This is a genomic window from Castellaniella hirudinis (assembly GCF_047468865.1).
GTDB lineage: Bacteria > Pseudomonadota > Gammaproteobacteria > Burkholderiales > Burkholderiaceae_B > Castellaniella > Castellaniella hirudinis_A.
In genome coordinates, this window is the sequence record NZ_JBLGTV010000009.1 from 1 (window position 1) to 16,115 (window position 16,115).

The window sequence follows — 16,115 nt, forward strand, 5'->3', positions numbered from 1 at the left end:
AACTGGGAGTTATGGATATCGGATATAGCTAGAATGCTCAGTGTTCATGCGGGTTGCTGGGATTATGCAGGGCCGACTAAGTAGGTATAAAACGCCAGATTATCCTGCACCAAACTGCGGGGTTGAGTGCTGGACAGAATCGCTTCGGCGGCATCTTCACGGCCCAGCAGGCCATACGCCAGCGCCAGGTTGTCACGCACCTGCGGCAAGCTGCCCGCCGCACCCGATTTACCCAGCAGAATATTGATCGCCTCACGCGGCTGGCCGGACAAGGCCAAAGATAAACCCAAATTGGCCCGCAAGGCTTCGTCCCCCGGATGGGCTGTCAACCCGCGGCGATAAATGTCCTGGGCCTGGGCCGCCTGCCCCTGCAAGTCGAAAGCCACCCCCAAACCAGCCAGCGCCACAGGATTGTTGGGTTCGGTGTGCAAAACCTGCTGATACAGTACCTGGGCGGTATGCAGATCGCGCAGGCGCACGGCCACGCGGGCCTGCGCCAGACGCGCATCCAGAGAATCCGCATCCAGCTGAACCGCCTTGTCGTAGGCATTGCGGGCAGCCTGATAATCGCCTTCCAGAAAGAATGTATTGCCCAGGCCCAGCCACACCGGAGAAGAATTCGGATGCTGCTGCACCAGCTCGGTATACAGCGAACGGGCGGCATTGACATCCCCGCTTTGCAAAGCACTGGCCGCCACGCGCAGATCGGCATTGGTCAGGATCAGGCTGCCGTCGGCATCCTGGCCAACCGGACGCTCCGCCGTCTTGGTCACCGCACAACCCGACAGCGCCGCCACCAGCACGCAGACGGCCAAAGCCCGGAATGGAGCCCCGGAAACACGCATGCCTGTCCCCCCCATCGCCGTCGTGGAAGGCTGAAATGTGTCCAATGTCATGAGAAACCCCCGACCCGCCTACTGCGAACCAAAAAATTTTGCCAAATTGATCAAAGCAGGCCCCGCGCCAATGATCAAGACGGTGGGCAGAATAAAAACCATCATGGGCAATGTCATTTTGACAGCCAGTTTGGCGGCTTTTTCTTCCAACCGCATCATGCGGGCGGTGCGCTCGCTGCTGGCCAGAATACGCAAGGCATGGGTAATGGCCGTGCCATATTGCCGGGCCTGTAAAAAGGTGTTGACCAGGGATCGCATGCCATCCAAGCCGGTGCGATCCACCAGGCGCTTGAGCACCTGCTCGGTATCGCTGCTCAGTCTCAACTCGTTTGCCGTCAGCCTGAATTCATCCGCCAGCGCCGGGGCGACAAAAAACAGCTCATCGGCCACCCGTTCGATGGCGGCATTCAGACCCAGGCCCGCATTGGTGCAAATGACCAGCAGGTCAAGCGCATCGGGCAAGGCCAGACGGATGGCTTCCTGGCGGCGCGCCACCAGCCGATCCAGCACCAGGCGCGGTAAAAAAATCCCTAGATACAGGGATACCGCCAAGGCCCCCCAGCGCAGCAACGGGTCTTTGTCTTCCAGAAGCGGCCACACCTGCCACCAAGTCAAAAAGGCCATCCCCACACAGGACAGCACGATAACCCCACCCAACGTCAGCATGGCCGTCGATGAGCGCAAGCCTGCCATGACCAGTTTCGTACTGGCCTCGGCCCGTTGGCCGGCACTCAGCAAGGGAATCAGCCCGCCCAGGCGCTTGAGCAGCAGCATGGACAAACCGCCCACGGCGATGCGCGGCCCCTGATGCATCAAAGCGCCCTGCCGCTTGACCTCGGATTTGGCATATTCGAAAATCTGCGCCCGCCTGTTGGTGCGCACATAGAAATACAGGGCCAGCGCCAGAACCAGCAGCACAAGAATCCCCGCATCCAGCCCACGCAACCCCATGACAGCCCCTTATATCTTGATCTGCGACAGCTTGCGGATGAACAGCACGCCCACCACCAGCATCCCGGCAGACAACCACAGCAGCTGACGGCCCAACTCAGAGTCAAACAACACACTGATGTAGTCTGGATTGGTGAAGTACAGCGCCCCGGCAATGAATAAAGGCAACAAAGACAACACCATGCCGGACAAGCGGCCTTCCGCGGTCATCGCCCGCGACTTCAGGGCCAAATCGCGCCGGGCACGGATAATGGCGGCCAGATTGGTCAGGGCCTCGGCAACCGAACCGCCCGACTCCCGCTGCAGCAGAACACAAACAGAAAAAAACGAAAAATCAGGCAACTCGATGCGCTGCACAGCCTCATCCATGACTTCCTGCAACTCATTACCCAGCAGCAGCCCATCCCCCATTTTCAGGAATTCCGGCCCCAACGGCGCAGCAAAGCCCTGTCCCACCGTGCGAATGGACTGAGTGACAGGAACGCCCGCCTGACTGGCTCGCACAATGGTATCCAGCGCATCGGGCAGTTGCACCAGAAAACGCCGACGAAACCGTGCCAACAGCCAACGATAGGCCAGCACCACGAACAGCAACGGCAGCGCCAGAAAAGCCAGCAGCGCAGACCACCAATGGAAAGGAACAAAACCAGACAGCAGCAAGAAACTGCAAGCCAGCGCCACCCCCGCAGCCAGCAAGACCAGATGGACAAAGCCATTTCGACCGGCCACAACATCCAGGCGATTCAGAAAATGGCCCGCATGGCCCAGGGCTTGGCGGCGGCGGCGGCGGCGAGACTCTTTGCGCGCCCGCTGAAAATCAGCCGTGATACTGTCTCTGACGGTTTTGCCCGCCATGGCCGACACCTCGCGCAAACGCTGGCGGATGACCTGGCCGGGCAAATTACGATACCATTCCTGCAGCACCAGCCAGGCTAGGCCCAGCAGCACAATCGCCATAAACGCCGCCAAGGCGACAATATCCGCGCTGCTCATAACCGCATGGCCTCGATCAGCGCAGTCTCCATGCCAAAATAACGGGCGCGGTCGGCAAACAGAGGGCGCAACCCGGTGCTGTCATAGGTGCCGCGCACGTTTTCATCATAGGTACTGGCATCGTAATTGAATCGGAATAAATCCTGTGTCACGATGACCTCGCCTTCCATGCCGGCCAGTTCAGTGATGTAAGTCACTTTACGCGTGCCGTCCCGCATGCGTTCCACCTGAACCACCAGATTGACCGCACTGGCGATCTGGCGGCGAATCGTCAGCAGAGGAAGGTTGCCATTCGCCATCATGACCATGCTTTCCAGACGCACCAACGCGTCGCGCGGGCTGTTGGCGTGCAGCGTCGTCATCGACCCGTCATGCCCCGTATTCATGGCCTGCAGCACATCCAGCGCTTCGGCGCCCCGGGTTTCACCCAAGATGATGCGATCCGGCCGCATCCGCAGGGCATTGCGCACCAGATCGCCCTGCGTCACCTGGCCTGTGCCTTCCAGGCTGGGCGGACGGGTTTCCAGACGCACCACATGCGGCTGCTGCAGCTGCAGTTCGGCGGCATCTTCGATCGTCACGATCCGTTCGCTGCCGGAGATATACCGTGACAAGGCATTCAGCAAGGTCGTCTTGCCCGAGCCCGTACCGCCCGACACAATGACATTCATGCGGCAAGCCGAGGCAATTTCCAATAGGCGGGTCATGGGTTGCGACAAGCAGCCCCGCGATGCCAGACGCGGCAGGGTCAGATCCTTGCGTGAGAATTTGCGGATCGAGATCGACACCCCGTCAATGGCCAGCGGCGGCACCACCACGTTGACCCGGCTGCCATCCGCCAGGCGGGCATCCACCATGGGGCTGCTTTCATCCACCCGGCGGCCAATGGATGCCGCAATCCGCTGGGCGACGTTCAGCACATGCGCATTATCTCGAAATTTCAGATCGGTCAGTTCCAGCTTGCCGAAACGTTCGGCATAGACCTGATCCGGCCCATTGACCATGATATCGGTGACGGAGTCATCCTGAAGCAAGGGCTGGATAGGCCCCACCCCAAACATGTCATTGATGATTTCCTGCGCCATCGCCTGCTGTTCGGCGTAAGTCACCAACAGGTTGTCGCTACGGACTGTTTCAGCCACGATCAGGTCGATTTCACGACGGATCTGATCCCGAGGGCGGCTCAGGGCCGAAGAAATATCAATGGTGGCGAAAACGGCCTGGCGCACCTGCGCATAAGCAGCCGAACGCACCATGGTGTGGGACGATCCACGCGGCCTCTGCTTGCCACTGGCCCCGCCAATCCCCGGCAGCGCCTGGGCTACCGGGGGGGTTGGCGGATCCGCCGGCAATTGAGCCGCCGCATCCAGCGCTGCGATGGAAGTCTCGGATGGAGGATTTGTACGCACCGGGCCGGCGGATTCTGGCGACTGGGGGCGTTGAGCCGGCTGTTCTGCCAGCGCCTGAGTCACCGCCTGCTGTTTTCGACCAAAGCCCATCAGCGCCCCCGTCGACGCATACGCTGCCAGAACGAAGGTTTGACAGACCCCTGCGACTCGCCCGTCACCTGCGCCGCCAAGCTCTCAACCCCTCGGAAGAATTCACTGCCACGCTGCAGATCCGCAGCGGTATTCTCCGCCAACGACGGCGCCTTGGGGTCGTAGTCAATCTGCACCTGGATATCCATATCTACCGCAGCCTTGAAATCCTCGACATGCACCCGGCTGCGTGAAGCAGGCTGGGGATGGTTGAGGATGCAGCGCACTGTCGGTGGATTGGATCGGGACTGCACGGCCTGAACCAGCCGCACCAGCGTGCGCGCCGAGTGCACGGACGGATCAGCCACCACACAAACCATGCTGGCATGACCAAGAATTTCTTCAAACAGCCAGCCACCACGCCGATAAGCATCCACCACGACATAATGGTAATGGCGCGACAGAACCGCCAGCAGCTTGGCGACCGCGCCCGGGCCGGGTTCGAAATGCTCGGCGTATTCCTGCTCGCTGGACAGGACGAACAGCCCTTCGCCAGCGTCGGCCAGCGTGCGTTCCAGATATTGCTGATCCAGACGGTCGACATTGCCCAATACTTCGAGCAGCGCGTTACCGCCGGGACGGCCCAGCAAAGCGGATCCGCAGCCATCGTAAACATTCAGATCCACATAGACGACTCGGCGGCGCACCCCGCCCACCCCCAGGGCGCGGGCCAGATGGGCAGCCACCGATGTCGTGCCCACCCCCCCCCGGGTTCCGTGGAACACAATCACCCGCCCATGACGGCCTTGTTGGCGCGGCGCATCAAAGGCCTGCTGCAAGGTCAGCCGCCGCAGCAATTCCGCCGACAGGGGCTTGACCAGATAGTCCATCACGCCCCGGGCCAGAAGATTGCGGAACAGGCCCACATCATTGCGCTCACCCACCACAAAGACCTCAACCGAGGGCTCGCAGGCGTCCGCCAGCCGATCCAATTCATCCAGCGCGCGTTCCGAGCCGGAAATATCCACCAGCAAACGCTGCGGGGATCGGTCGGTTTTCTGCAACCAGGCAATGGCATCGTCGATGTCGCCAGTGCCCACATAGCTGTTCGTCAAGGTGTCGGAGCGAAACAACTGCTCGAACTCATGCGCGCTGGCCACATCCTTGACAAACGCCACAAAGGAATAATGCGTCCCGGCTTTGGAGTCTTTGTTCGCCAAGGCCATGCCTAACCGCCTTTTTTGGTAGAGGTCGTATCGCGCAAGGGGGTCACCTTGTCCTCACGATAGCGGGTAACCGCCGCGGCGGCATCCTCTGCCATCTGGCCCGCATAGGGCCGCGGGGCCAGCAAATCCTGGGGGCGGGCCACGCTATTGGCCAAATTGGTATACGTGGCGCAGCCAAACGCCACCTGGGGACGGCTGTCGAACTGCAAGCGCCGCTGCTCCGGGAACAGCGGCCCGCAATGCGGCGGCACAGCCGCCAACGAACCATCCGCCTGCACTTCCACCCGGATGACGGACTGATCCGGCATCATGCTGTAATCCCGTTTTGGAAAGGCGCAGCCCGCCAAAACCAGCAAAACGGCTACCGACAACAACCCAGCCGCCGACCGGGCGGACGCCCGCCAGCCCCCCCATATCCGTTGAGGCCGCACAATAGATACGCGCCGGGAGGAAACCAAAGCCATCGCCATCCCCTTACCTAATATACAAAACCCGCCGCCCCCGTCAAGCGGGGCAAACCGCCATCCAACGGATCATAATGCACCCGCTGGGACAAGATATCCTCGATGTCCGAGTTGGCACGCAGCGCCGACAATGGGGTCGCCAATTGATCCGGGCTGGTGGGTCGGACCAGATACGGGGTCACGATGACCACGAGTTCACTCTTGTGGTTGCGATAGTCGCTGGAAGAAAAAAGCTTGCCCAATACCGGCACCGACCCCAGGCCCGGTATCTTGCTGACGATATCGCTCAAATCGTTTTGCAGCAACCCGCCGATGGCAAAGCTTTGGCCGCTGGCCATTTCCACCGTGGTTTCCACCCGGCGCACGCGCAAGCCGGGGATGCTCAGGCCACCCACGGAAATCGCGGACGTCGTGTCCAGCTCGCTGATTTCAGGGCGTACCTTCAGGCTGATCCGGTCATCCGCCAGAACCGTGGGCGTAAAATCCAGCGCCACACCGAAAGGCTTGAATTCGACGGTCACTTTATCGCTGTCCTGGTTCACGGGGACGGGAAATTCGCCCCCCGCCAGAAAACTGGCGGTCTGGCCGGACACTGCGGTCAGATTGGGCTCGGCCAGCACAGTAACCAGGCCCTCGCGATCCAGAATGTCGATCAGGCCGAAAATGGATCCATTGTCACGCGTATAGCCGCCCAGAAAGGTATAGCCTTCCGTTGCCCCCACTAAAGCCCCCTGCGCCGCGTCGCCGGGCAGCAAGGCCCGCCCGCTGATGATGCCCGCGACCAGCCCGCTGCCCTGCACGGTCAGGCCCGCCCAGTTCACCCCCAATTTCTGGGTAACGGACTTGTTCATTTCAGTGACGCGCACCTTCAGGTAAACCTGCGTAGGACTGTTCAGACTAAGACGGTTGATCAAGGTGTCGTTTTCACCCAGATAAGGCCGCAGGCTGCGCATAATGGCCTCGACTGTTTCGGCATCCGGCACGCCGCCGCTGATCATCAGCGAACCGGGCGCTGAACTGAGTTCCAGCCGCTGGGCAGGAAACCGCTGATGCAGCAAGCGCTGGATTTCGCCGATGTTATGCTGCACCACCACGGTTTCGCGGCGAATTTCCTTGCCGTCCTTATCCAGCAGATACAGCGTGGTGGTTCCCGACTTGACCCCCATCAGCAGGACTTTATCCGGGCTGGGCACCTGGATTTCGGCAATATTCGGATCGGCAACGAACGCGGTGCCGATTTCTTGCGAAACCTGCAGCAAATCCCCGCCACCAATAAAGAGGGTGATGGCGCTGGCCATGCCAGGCATGACCAGCATGAGCGACATCAAACAGCCACAGGCCTTGCTTCGCATCGTTTTCATTGTGCTTTGGCTCCTGCGGCGCTGGCGGCCTGGCGTAAAGCCGCGCTGGCGGCCGCCATCGGACGATCAGCAGGGTTTTCTGTTCCTGTGAACCCATCGCCCATGTCAAAATCCGCGAATTCATCGTCCGTGCCAAAATGAACGAGCTTGGGGGGGCTGGCCCCGCGCATCACGGTCACGACAGCCGGACGACGGTCGGGTTTCTGCATCGAATCCTCAGCCGCCGAAGGCTCGGCACGATCCATGTCATGGCTGGATTCCAGTTCTTTCCGATGGACTTGGGAAACATCGCTACCCCAGACCGGTCCGCCTGGCGCAGCCTGCGGCCGGCCTTCCCAGGCAACCACGCTGGCGCCCTGGGCGCGGGCCGCCTGGTTGGGGTCATCGCGTCCGGCGACGGCGAAACTCCGCAGGGCCAGCGACAAATCCCCCATTTTGGACGCAACCGTCACGGCTTCGCCTGTGCGGGAATCGAGTTCCAGCGTAATCGTCCGCGCCCGGTTGGGTTGGTTGGACTTGCCATCCCCGGATTCAAAACTGGACCCTACCGCAATCACCCGCGCAGACTGCACAACGGTCTCGCTGGCAATCTGCGGCTTGGGGGCCTGCCCCGGGCCGCCCGGGCGAACCCAGCGTTGGGTCAGCAGAATATCGACAAAATCCCCCGGTTGGATCAGGCCGGCATTGCCGGAAACATCATCAACGGGGACAGAGACAGCCCGCATGCCCGGTTTCAGGGCCGCCGCCAGAAAGCCCGGCGAATCGGCACGGATGATATTGCCGACCAACAAGGGTTGCCCGGATTCCAGCGCCTGGCGCAACAGGCCGCCATTGACATCCACACTGGACTGGCCTTCCACCACCGCCCCCTTGGGCACACTGTCGCGGGAGATGCTCTGCCACTGCAAATCCGCATCCCGGATCAGCAACCCAGCGGGAAGATCCGCGGCAGCCACCCGGATGCGCGGATCGGGTTCGACCACGACAGGCGTTTTTTGGCTGCTGACATAAAATGAACGAGCCAAAACCGCCAGCAGAGCAGCGGCCAGAAGAATCAGGGCCAGTTTGAAAACAGACGACATAAGGATGAAACCTGATTTCCTTCAGCGTTGATTTAGATGAGTCTCGCTGCCCAGTACAGATAAAACGACCACGAAGCAAACAAGCCACCGGCTGCCAGTCCCACCCCGTAGGGCACACCCCGACGAGCGGACACCCATCGCAGCATACCGGAAAACAGGCCATGTTGCGCCGGCATCCGACGAGCCAGGCAGCGACGATCCGCCAGCCAGCCGACGATACCCAGTGCACCGCCCAACCATGCGGTAATCAACAAGACCGGCAAGGCTAAATGAGGGCCTGCCCATAAAAAGACAGCTGTCCCCAGTTTGACGTCCCCGCCCCCCATGACGCCCGTCATGAATAGTAAAAAGAACACAAAAAAAGCCAGCGCCCCCAACAGCACATGCCAGAAAAACAGGGAGAAACCCAGCGATGCGCTGGCGGCAAACAAAGGAAACAGCAGGGCATAGGCCGCCACCCAGCGGTTGGGCAGCAGCCTATGTTTAAGGTCGGATAATCCCAGTCCCAGCAAAATCATCACGGCTGACACCAGGATCACAACCACAAGCCAATGCATTTACGCCTGCTTGCGGCACAGGGTCTTGACCTTAGCCCCCCGCCGCCGCAGTGTTCAAGGCATTGACGCCGGATTCGAACACTTCGTTTATCCCGTTCGTCAGGGTGCCGAGGCCGGCCACAATAACCACCAGGACAATCGCAAGCAAAACAGCGTATTCCAAGGCAGAAATACCGCGCGCATCATCTTTTAGTTGTGCAACAGCCAGCCAGAGGCGTGCGCAGAGTGTAGAAAGCATATAAGGCTCCGTCTATAAAAAAAACTCAACAATGGATCGCGGCCCGACTATCCAGCCCAGGCATGCGGGACAGTGCGTAATTTATCATGCAGCAGTGGATACAGTGCCTTACCTCAACCTGAGTAAGGGTAAGACCCCAGCCCTAATTATGTAATTTATGGATAAAAGAACCATCAATCCTTGACACACACATAGTTCGTTGTCGAAGTGCAACAAAAGCCAGGTGCGGGCCGAACAGGCCAATGCCCGGATCGCCCAGCAGCAAATCACCTTGATCAATACCGATGTCTGGTACGCCACCGCGTGCTACCGCGAAACCGAACTGCCGCGCATCCAAGTGGGCGATTGCGCCGTGGCCTATCCCCTGATGGCGCTGGGCACGACCGCCGAAACCCTGCACAAGCTGACGCTGCGCATCGTCGGCTGCCTGATCGGCCCGGCCATCGGCATGGATGCCGCATTCTACCGGGTCATGGGGCGCCATGATTAGAACAGTGCGCTTACCCCGTTGAACAGTTCGTTTATCCCGTTCGCCAGGGTACTGATGCCGGTCACAGTAACCACCAGGATAATCGCAAGCAAAACAGCGTATTCCAAGGTAGAAATACCGCGCGCATCATCTTTTAGTTGTTCGCCAGCCAGCCAGAGGCGTGCGCAGAGTGTAGAAAGCATATAAGGCTCCGTCCATAAAAAAAGAGGATCGCGGCCCGACTATCCAGCCCAAACATGCGGGACAGCGCGTAATTTATCATCCAGCAGTGGATACAGTGCTTTACCTCACTCTGAGTAAGGGTAATTTCTCAGTCCTGATTATGTAATTTATGCATAAAACAATCATCAATCCTTGAGATACACATAGTTCGTTGTTGAAGTGCAACAAAACGCTCAAAGCGGCAAAACCCGATCCGCACGCCACTTTTCAAATCGACTCCATCGTCCACCGCAAAGACAAGCCACGCCGCAGCCCCTCAAAAATCATGGATAATCCAGGCATCCGCCCTGGTTTCCGCCGCTTTTCCGTCCCGTCGCCTATGCCCGCCGCCCGTTCCCTGCTCACGCTGACCCTGCTGCTGTCCTCGGGCTGCACCCCTCGGGCCCCCGCCTTTTTCCTCATGGGATCCTATTTTCCTTCCTGGCTGGTCGGCATCGCCCTGGGCATCCCGCTGGCCGCTCTCGTCCGCCTGGGGCTGATCCGCGCGGGCATCGACGACCACCTGCCCCTGCGCCTGTTGGTGTACACCTGCCTGGCCATTCTGTTCGCCATGGGGTTTTCTTTCGTGTTTTCGCCGCAATGACCCCCGCTTCCCGCCCTCGCAAAAAAACACTGGCCACCGCCCTGGCCGCGCTGATCATCGGCGCCGCCCTGCTGCTGGGCTGGCTGTATTGGCGCCATCTCGCGGCCCACCCCATGTCCGCGGACGCGTCGATCTCGGCCGACGTGGTTCACCTCAGCGCCGGGGTGCCCGGCACACTGCAGCGCCTGAACGTGCAGGAAGGCAGCCGGGTGCGGGCGGGCGACCTGCTGTTTACGCTGGACGACCGCGACTACCAGTTGCGGGCCGATCAGGCCCGGGCCGAGCTGGCCATGGCGCAGGCGGCCCTGCAAACGCGCCAGCGCCAGGTGCGGGCCGAACAGGCCAATGCCCGGATCGCCCAGCAGCAGATCACCCGCGCCCAGTCCAACCTGGACTTGGCTGAACGCACGGCGCAGCGCCTGCGGCCCCTGGCGGCCAAGGGGTTTGCACCCAGACAAGAACTGGACACTGCGGAAACCGCGCTGCGCGATGCCCGCGTCAGCCTGGCCCAGGCGCAAGCCCAGGCGGATGCCGCCCAGGCCCTGATCGGTGAACTGGAAGCCGCCCAGGCCGCCGTGGCGGTGGCGCGGGCCGCCGTGGGCCTGGCCGACAAGGCCCTGGCCGACACCCGGGTGCACGCCCCTCACAACGGGCTGGTCGTGGGGCTGGTCGTTTCTCCGGGCGAACGCCTGATCCCGGATCAGGCCCTGTTCACCTTGATCAATACCGATGCCTGGTACGCCACCGCGTTCTACCGCGAAACCGACCTGCCGCGCATCCAAGTGGGCGATTGCGCCGTGGCCTATACCCTGATGGCGCCGGACAAGACCCTGCCGGGCCGCGTGGCCAGCATCGGCTGGGGGGTGGCGTCCAGCGACGCGATCCAGCTGCCCAGAACCATGCCGCTGGTGCAAAAGTCACTGAACTGGGTGCGCGTGGCGCAACGCTTTCCCGTGCGGGTGCGGCTGGATCATCCGCCCCCCGAATTGATGCGGGTGGGGGCGTCCGCCACCGTGATGGTGCGCCCCGGCCAGGGCTGCTAGGGGGCCGCGCCATGCAAGCGGCCACGCTGTATGCCCTCGCGCGGTCGGAACTGGCGCCGTTCGACGGCCGCCTGTCCACCGCATGGCGGGTGGCGGCCACTTGCGCGCTGACCGTCATGGTGTTCATGACTTACGGCATCCCGTTGGCCGCCATCGGCTGCTATCTGGTGCTGTTCCTGATGAAACCCAACCCGGCCGAGACCCTGTTGATGGCCCTGGGCATCTGTGTGCTGGTGGCCTTGATCGTGCCGGTGCTGTTCGGGGTCACCTGGCTGACCATCGAATACCCGGTGGCGCGTCTGGCCGTCATTGTGGCGCTGTCGGGAAGCTTCATGTTCCTCGGGGCGGCCAGCCCGGTGGGGCCCGCCGGGGGGATCATCGCCCTGGTGATCGTGTTCGTGCTGACCTTGCTGGGCGAAGTGCCTGTTGGCGAGGCGGCGACCCGGGCCATACTGTACGCCGCCCTGATGGCCCTGGCGCCCATGGGGGTCTTGCTGGCCTTCAATGCGTTCTTCGGCCAGCCGGTGCGCCCGCGTCTGCGCCAGGCGCTGGCGCACCGGCTGGATCTGGCCACCCGCCTGTCCCGCGCCCCGGACCCGGACAGCCGCCGCCAGGCGCTGGATATTCTGCGCGCGGGCGATGACGATCTGGAAAAAATGGCCTTGTTCCTGCGGATATTCCACGCCGCCCCGAAAGCCGAAACCCAGGCGCTGACCCAGGCAATCGCCGCCAGCCGCGAACGGCTGCTGGCCGCGGCGGCGGGAATTAGCCCGCCGCCAGCCAGCCCGGCGCCGGTTACCCCGGCGGATGGCCAGACCGATGGCCAGGCCATGTCAAGCCCCCTGGCCACCCAGGGCTTCTTCGCCCCGGACGCCTGGCGCAACCCGCTGTACGTGCGCTACGCACTGAAAACCACTCTGGCGGCCATGATCTGCTATTGGGTCTACACTACGCTGCAATGGCAGGACATCCACACCGCGCTGATCACCTGCTACGTGGGAGCGCTGGGCACGACCGCCGAAACCCTGCACAAGCTGACGCTGCGCATCGTCGGCTGCCTGATCGGGGCGGCCATCGGCATGGCGGCGATCTATTTTTTCATCCCGCACATGGATTCCATCGGCGGACTGATGGTGCTGGTCTTCCTGGTGACGCTGCTGGCCGCCTGGGTATCCACGGGATCCGAACGCAGCAGCTACGCCGGGGTGCAGATCGGCCTGGCCTTTCTATTGACCATTCTGCAGGGCTTCGGCCCGGACATCAGCATGGATGCCGCATTCTACCGGGTCATGGGGATTTTGCTGGGCAATGTGGTGATGTACCTGGTGTTCACCCGAATCTGGCCAGTCAGCGTGGCCAGCGCAGTGCGCGCCCAGCTGCGGCCGCTGGCCGACAGCCTGGGGCCATGCGCCGGCCGGCCGCAAGGCCCCGGCGCGCCCCAATTGCGCGCCGACGCCGTCCCGGCGCTGCGGCGCCTGGGGCACGCCCGCGAGCAACTGGCGCTGATCGTGTTCGAGCCCGCCTCGGTGCGCCCGCCGGCGGCGGCAATCGCCCGCTTGCGCGCCCTGCTGGACGACCTGGAAGATTTCTACCTGCGGGCGTTCCGGCCCGGGGCCGACACCGCGTCCGTCCCGGCGATGCGACAGCGCCTGCAAACCGAACTGGAGACCCCATGAGCATCCGGCCCGGCCTGTCGGCCCTTGCCCTGGCTGTCGCACTGGCGGGCTGCGCCGGCGTCAGCGCGCCATCCGCCCCGGATCAACCCTGGACGCCATCGGCCCTGCCCCTGTCCGCTCCCGACCGGCCCTGGGCCGTGCCGGCCATCCCCCTGCCCGACCCCGCGCCGGCCCCCGCCGGCCTCGACGCCCGGAAACCGCTGGATCTGGTCGCGCTGATCGACATCGCCCAACGCGCCAACCCCTTGACGCGCCAAGCCTGGACCGCGGCCCGTCAGGCCGCCTTGGGGGTGGGCCTGGCGGACGCCGCGTTCTTGCCGATGCTGTCGGCCAGTGTGCTGGCCGGTTCACAGAAAACCCGCATTCCTCTGCGCGACAATCTTTTGGGGATCGACCACCTCGACACCCGCAGCCAAGGCACGGTGCCCTTGGTAGCCCTGACCTGGCTGCTGTTCGATTTCGGCCAGCGCCGCGCGCTACGCGAAGGGGCCGAACAGCTGTCGTTCGCGGCCAATGTGCTGTTCAACGCCAGCCACCAGAAAGTCATCCGCGACGTCACGGATCAATACTATCAATACACGACGGCCCGGCAGCGGGTCGAATGGTCGGCGCGGTCCCTGGCCCTGCAGCGGCAGGTGCTGGCCGCCGCCCAGGCCCGCTACCGGGCCGGGACGGGCACCACGGTGGACGTGGCCCTGGCGCGCCAGGCGGTGGCTCAGGCTCGCCTGCAGGTCGTCAACAGCCGGGGGCTGGAAAAAACCACCCGGCTGGCCCTGCTGGGGGCCCTGGGGCTGGCGCCAGACACCGAACTGACCATCGCCGCACCGGCGCACCGCCCCCTGCCCGCCGAAACCCCGGCCCTCACCCGGGATGCCCTGCGGCAGGCGCTGTCCCAGCGGCCGGACATCGTGGCGCAATATGCCGCCGCGCAGGCCGAGGAAGCCCAGGTGCGGGCGGCGCAGGCCGCCTTCATGCCCAAGATCTACCTGGGGGCGGCATATGCCCACCAGAACCGCCACCTGCAGGCCGGCAGCCTGCCCGACGTGGGGATGCAGGCCACCTCCAGCGGGGTGATGCTGGGGGTGACCGTGCCGCTGTACGACGGCGGCCTGCGGCGCAACCGCCTGGAAAGCGCCAGGCTGTCGGCCCGCCAGGCCCGGGACGACCTGCAATCGCTGCAGCAGGCGGCCCTGCGCGAAATGGCCGCCGCCGACGCAGCCCTGCAATCGGCCCTGCAAAGCCATGCCGCCGCCCACGAACTGGTGCAAACCGCCCAGACGGCCAGCCAGGCGGCCCTGGCGGCCTACAAAGCGGGAATGGGCACGATCACGCTGGCCACCGAAGCCGCCAACCAACTGCTGCTGGCCCGCTTGGCGCGCCTGGACGCCCGCACCGCCGCGCAGATCGCCGCAGCCAACCTGGCCTTCGCCACGGGCGCCATGGTGCGACCGCGCAGCCAATGGCTGGCACAATAAGCCTATTTATCTCATTACGGACGACGACCCGACATGCTTGATTTTCCTTTCGCCATCAAAGTCTTCATGGCCCTGTTCGCCATCATGAACCCCATTGCCAACGTGCCGGTGTTTTTATCGTTTACCCGGGGCATCCCCATCGCCGCCCAGCGCAAGGTCGCCGCCAAGGTGTCGCTGGGGGTGGCCATCGGCTGCATTGTGTCGGCCGTGGCGGGCGGCCCACTGCTGCAGGTATTCGGCCTGCAAGTCAACGACTTTCGCCTGGCGGGCGGCCTGCTGGTGCTGCTGATCGCCCTGTCCATGCTGCACGGCGAGGCCAGCACCCAGCACGCCTCGACGGACGACGAGAGCGCCGCCATCGCCAAGGCCGACGATGTGGCGGTCTACCCGTTGACCATCCCCCTGCTGGTCGGGCCGGGCACCATCGCCACCCTGATCGTGCTGGGCCACACCGCTGCCCAGGATGGTCATGAAATCGCTCTGGCCCTGGGCCTGGGCGCTTTCCTGGCGGTCATGGCCTGCGCCCTGATGCTGGCCCCCACGCTGAACCGCTATCTGTCTCCCAAGGTCACGGCCATCGCGCAGCGCCTGATGGGCATGATCCTGGCGGCGATCGCCATGCAGATGATGGTGCAAAGCCTGCAGGCTTTTTTCCCCAAACTGGTTTAGGATTTAAGCTTTCATCCACCAAGGCGTTGAATATGTCGACCGCTTCACTATCCAGGGGCACAGCCCACCCACATCGCCCGTTCTGGGCCAGCCTGCTGCTGGGCATGGCTTTTCTGCTGTGGGGAACGGCCAGCCCGGCCGCCTCCGATACCGAACTGACCACGCAGTCCCAGGCCGCGCTGGAACAGCTGTACACCCAGCAGCCCGAAGCCCGTCTGCTGGCCGAACAGGCCAGCGCCGTGCTGGTGTTTCCGCGCATCGTCAAGGCCGGTTTCGTGGTGGGCGGCGAACGCGGCAAAGGCACCTTGTTCCAGGATGGCAAAGCCACCGGCCATTATGTGTCCACGGGCCTGTCTTACGGCCTGCAGGCCGGGGCGCAAGCCTATGCCTACGCCTTGTTTTTCATGAATGACGCCGCCCTGAAAACCCTGGATCAGCGCGACGGCTGGGAAATCGGCATGGGCCCCAGCGTAGTGCTGATCGACCAGGGCCTGGCCCGCAAGCTGTCCACCACCACGCTGGACAGCGACGTCTACGCCTATATTTTCGGCCAGAAAGGCCTGATGGCGGGCATCGGCATCCAGGGCAGCAAAATTTCCCGGCTGGATTGAGCGCGTCGAGCGGTCTTGCTTGATCCATGAGGGCTGTCGCCGAGACCAAACCACGTCATTGAACAACAGGATGCCTGTGCTCGGCAAGGCAGGCAACAGC

The 16,115-nt window shown here is 62.9% G+C and carries 18 protein-coding genes; 7 read left to right on the top strand and 11 right to left on the bottom strand.

From position 1 onward, the window contains the following. Positions 1-62: 62 nt before the first annotated feature. The 10 genes from ACMHYJ_RS11465 to ACMHYJ_RS11510 form a co-directional block, all read right to left on the bottom strand. Positions 63-896: a tetratricopeptide repeat protein gene (locus ACMHYJ_RS11465; RefSeq protein WP_414246304.1), complete on the bottom strand. Its 834-nt coding sequence runs from the start codon at positions 894-896 to the stop codon at positions 63-65. A gap of 18 nt (positions 897-914) precedes the next feature. After that, on the bottom strand, positions 915-1,847 hold the full coding sequence (locus ACMHYJ_RS11470) for a type II secretion system F family protein (RefSeq protein WP_414246305.1): 933 nt from the start codon (positions 1,845-1,847) through the stop codon (positions 915-917). A gap of 9 nt (positions 1,848-1,856) precedes the next feature. Further along, positions 1,857-2,840, bottom strand: a complete 984-nt coding sequence (locus tag ACMHYJ_RS11475; protein ID WP_414246306.1) for a type II secretion system F family protein — start codon at positions 2,838-2,840, stop codon at positions 1,857-1,859. Further along, a complete protein-coding gene (locus ACMHYJ_RS11480) occupies positions 2,837-4,339 on the bottom strand; it encodes an ATPase, T2SS/T4P/T4SS family (protein WP_414246307.1) in 1,503 nt (500 codons plus the stop codon). Before ACMHYJ_RS11480 ends, ACMHYJ_RS11475 begins: the two co-directional genes overlap by 4 nt. Further along, positions 4,339-5,544 (bottom strand): AAA family ATPase, encoded by a 1,206-nt coding sequence (locus tag ACMHYJ_RS11485; RefSeq protein WP_414246308.1) that lies wholly within the window; start codon positions 5,542-5,544, stop codon positions 4,339-4,341. The genes ACMHYJ_RS11480 and ACMHYJ_RS11485 overlap by 1 nt, the downstream gene beginning before the upstream one ends. 2 nt (positions 5,545-5,546) lie before the next feature. Next, a complete protein-coding gene (locus ACMHYJ_RS11490; protein ID WP_414246309.1) occupies positions 5,547-5,855 on the bottom strand; it encodes a CpaD family pilus assembly lipoprotein in 309 nt (102 codons plus the stop codon). Positions 5,856-6,022: 167 nt separating this feature from the next. Beyond that, the gene (locus ACMHYJ_RS11495; protein WP_414246310.1) at positions 6,023-7,324 is read right to left on the bottom strand and encodes a type II and III secretion system protein family protein; all 1,302 of its coding nucleotides are present in this window, start codon (positions 7,322-7,324) and stop codon (positions 6,023-6,025) included. Between the two features lie 41 nt (positions 7,325-7,365). After that, complete coding sequence (cpaB, locus tag ACMHYJ_RS11500; RefSeq protein ID WP_414246311.1) at positions 7,366-8,451, bottom strand: Flp pilus assembly protein CpaB; 1,086 nt, start codon at positions 8,449-8,451, stop codon at positions 7,366-7,368. Positions 8,452-8,483: 32 nt separating this feature from the next. After that, positions 8,484-9,008, bottom strand: coding sequence for a prepilin peptidase (locus ACMHYJ_RS11505; RefSeq protein WP_414246312.1), 525 nt, complete (start codon positions 9,006-9,008; stop codon positions 8,484-8,486). A gap of 31 nt (positions 9,009-9,039) precedes the next feature. Beyond that, on the bottom strand, positions 9,040-9,246 hold the full coding sequence (locus tag ACMHYJ_RS11510) for a Flp family type IVb pilin (RefSeq protein WP_414246313.1): 207 nt from the start codon (positions 9,244-9,246) through the stop codon (positions 9,040-9,042). Between the two features lie 199 nt (positions 9,247-9,445). Here ACMHYJ_RS11510 and ACMHYJ_RS11515 point away from each other — a divergent pair, with 199 nt between their 5' ends. Next, positions 9,446-9,736, top strand: a complete 291-nt coding sequence (locus tag ACMHYJ_RS11515; RefSeq protein WP_414246314.1) for a hypothetical protein — start codon at positions 9,446-9,448, stop codon at positions 9,734-9,736. Here the strand turns inward: ACMHYJ_RS11515 and ACMHYJ_RS11520 are convergent. Then, positions 9,733-9,918, bottom strand: a complete 186-nt coding sequence (locus tag ACMHYJ_RS11520) for a Flp family type IVb pilin (RefSeq protein ID WP_414246315.1) — start codon at positions 9,916-9,918, stop codon at positions 9,733-9,735. The two genes, ACMHYJ_RS11515 and ACMHYJ_RS11520, sit on opposite strands and share 4 nt — an antisense overlap. A gap of 305 nt (positions 9,919-10,223) precedes the next feature. On the opposite strand from ACMHYJ_RS11520, the gene ACMHYJ_RS11525 reads away from it, so the two are divergent. Genes ACMHYJ_RS11525 through ACMHYJ_RS11550 form a run of 6 tightly spaced genes read left to right on the top strand, consistent with a single transcriptional unit; the run spans position 10,224 to position 16,015 of the window. After that, complete coding sequence (locus ACMHYJ_RS11525; protein ID WP_414246316.1) at positions 10,224-10,541, top strand: YtcA family lipoprotein; 318 nt, start codon at positions 10,224-10,226, stop codon at positions 10,539-10,541. After that, positions 10,538-11,584, top strand: coding sequence for a multidrug transporter subunit MdtN (gene mdtN, locus ACMHYJ_RS11530; RefSeq protein WP_414246317.1), 1,047 nt, complete (start codon positions 10,538-10,540; stop codon positions 11,582-11,584). Before ACMHYJ_RS11525 ends, mdtN begins: the two co-directional genes overlap by 4 nt. A gap of 11 nt (positions 11,585-11,595) precedes the next feature. Next, positions 11,596-13,260, top strand: a complete 1,665-nt coding sequence (locus ACMHYJ_RS11535; protein WP_414246318.1) for an FUSC family protein — start codon at positions 11,596-11,598, stop codon at positions 13,258-13,260. Then, entirely contained in the window at positions 13,257-14,735 is a 1,479-nt protein-coding gene (locus ACMHYJ_RS11540) for a TolC family protein (RefSeq protein ID WP_414246319.1), read from the top strand. Before ACMHYJ_RS11535 ends, ACMHYJ_RS11540 begins: the two co-directional genes overlap by 4 nt. A gap of 33 nt (positions 14,736-14,768) precedes the next feature. Next, the gene (locus tag ACMHYJ_RS11545; protein WP_414246320.1) at positions 14,769-15,404 is read left to right on the top strand and encodes a MarC family protein; all 636 of its coding nucleotides are present in this window, start codon (positions 14,769-14,771) and stop codon (positions 15,402-15,404) included. Between the two features lie 32 nt (positions 15,405-15,436). Then, positions 15,437-16,015: a YSC84-related protein gene (locus tag ACMHYJ_RS11550; protein ID WP_414246321.1), complete on the top strand. Its 579-nt coding sequence runs from the start codon at positions 15,437-15,439 to the stop codon at positions 16,013-16,015. The last annotated feature ends 100 nt before the right edge of the window (positions 16,016-16,115 follow it).

Bases quoted from the DNA above. Each gene is read 5' to 3' on its own strand.
- ACMHYJ_RS11465 (WP_414246304.1), bottom strand. From the start codon at position 896: ATGACATTGGACACATTTCAGCCTTCCACGACGGCGATGGGGGGGACA.
- ACMHYJ_RS11470 (WP_414246305.1), bottom strand. From the start codon at position 1,847: ATGGGGTTGCGTGGGCTGGATGCGGGGATTCTTGTGCTGCTGGTTCTG.
- ACMHYJ_RS11475 (WP_414246306.1), bottom strand. From the start codon at position 2,840: ATGAGCAGCGCGGATATTGTCGCCTTGGCGGCGTTTATGGCGATTGTG.
- ACMHYJ_RS11480 (WP_414246307.1), bottom strand. From the start codon at position 4,339: ATGGGCTTTGGTCGAAAACAGCAGGCGGTGACTCAGGCGCTGGCAGAA.
- ACMHYJ_RS11485 (WP_414246308.1), bottom strand. From the start codon at position 5,544: ATGGCCTTGGCGAACAAAGACTCCAAAGCCGGGACGCATTATTCCTTT.
- ACMHYJ_RS11490 (WP_414246309.1), bottom strand. From the start codon at position 5,855: ATGATGCCGGATCAGTCCGTCATCCGGGTGGAAGTGCAGGCGGATGGT.
- ACMHYJ_RS11495 (WP_414246310.1), bottom strand. From the start codon at position 7,324: ATGCTGGTCATGCCTGGCATGGCCAGCGCCATCACCCTCTTTATTGGT.
- cpaB (WP_414246311.1), bottom strand. From the start codon at position 8,451: ATGTCGTCTGTTTTCAAACTGGCCCTGATTCTTCTGGCCGCTGCTCTG.
- ACMHYJ_RS11505 (WP_414246312.1), bottom strand. From the start codon at position 9,008: ATGCATTGGCTTGTGGTTGTGATCCTGGTGTCAGCCGTGATGATTTTG.
- ACMHYJ_RS11510 (WP_414246313.1), bottom strand. From the start codon at position 9,246: ATGCTTTCTACACTCTGCGCACGCCTCTGGCTGGCTGTTGCACAACTA.
- ACMHYJ_RS11520 (WP_414246315.1), bottom strand. From the start codon at position 9,918: ATGCTTTCTACACTCTGCGCACGCCTCTGGCTGGCTGGCGAACAACTA.
- ACMHYJ_RS11525 (WP_414246316.1), top strand. From the start codon at position 10,224: ATGGATAATCCAGGCATCCGCCCTGGTTTCCGCCGCTTTTCCGTCCCG.
- mdtN (WP_414246317.1), top strand. From the start codon at position 10,538: ATGACCCCCGCTTCCCGCCCTCGCAAAAAAACACTGGCCACCGCCCTG.
- ACMHYJ_RS11535 (WP_414246318.1), top strand. From the start codon at position 11,596: ATGCAAGCGGCCACGCTGTATGCCCTCGCGCGGTCGGAACTGGCGCCG.
- ACMHYJ_RS11540 (WP_414246319.1), top strand. From the start codon at position 13,257: ATGAGCATCCGGCCCGGCCTGTCGGCCCTTGCCCTGGCTGTCGCACTG.
- ACMHYJ_RS11545 (WP_414246320.1), top strand. From the start codon at position 14,769: ATGCTTGATTTTCCTTTCGCCATCAAAGTCTTCATGGCCCTGTTCGCC.
- ACMHYJ_RS11550 (WP_414246321.1), top strand. From the start codon at position 15,437: ATGTCGACCGCTTCACTATCCAGGGGCACAGCCCACCCACATCGCCCG.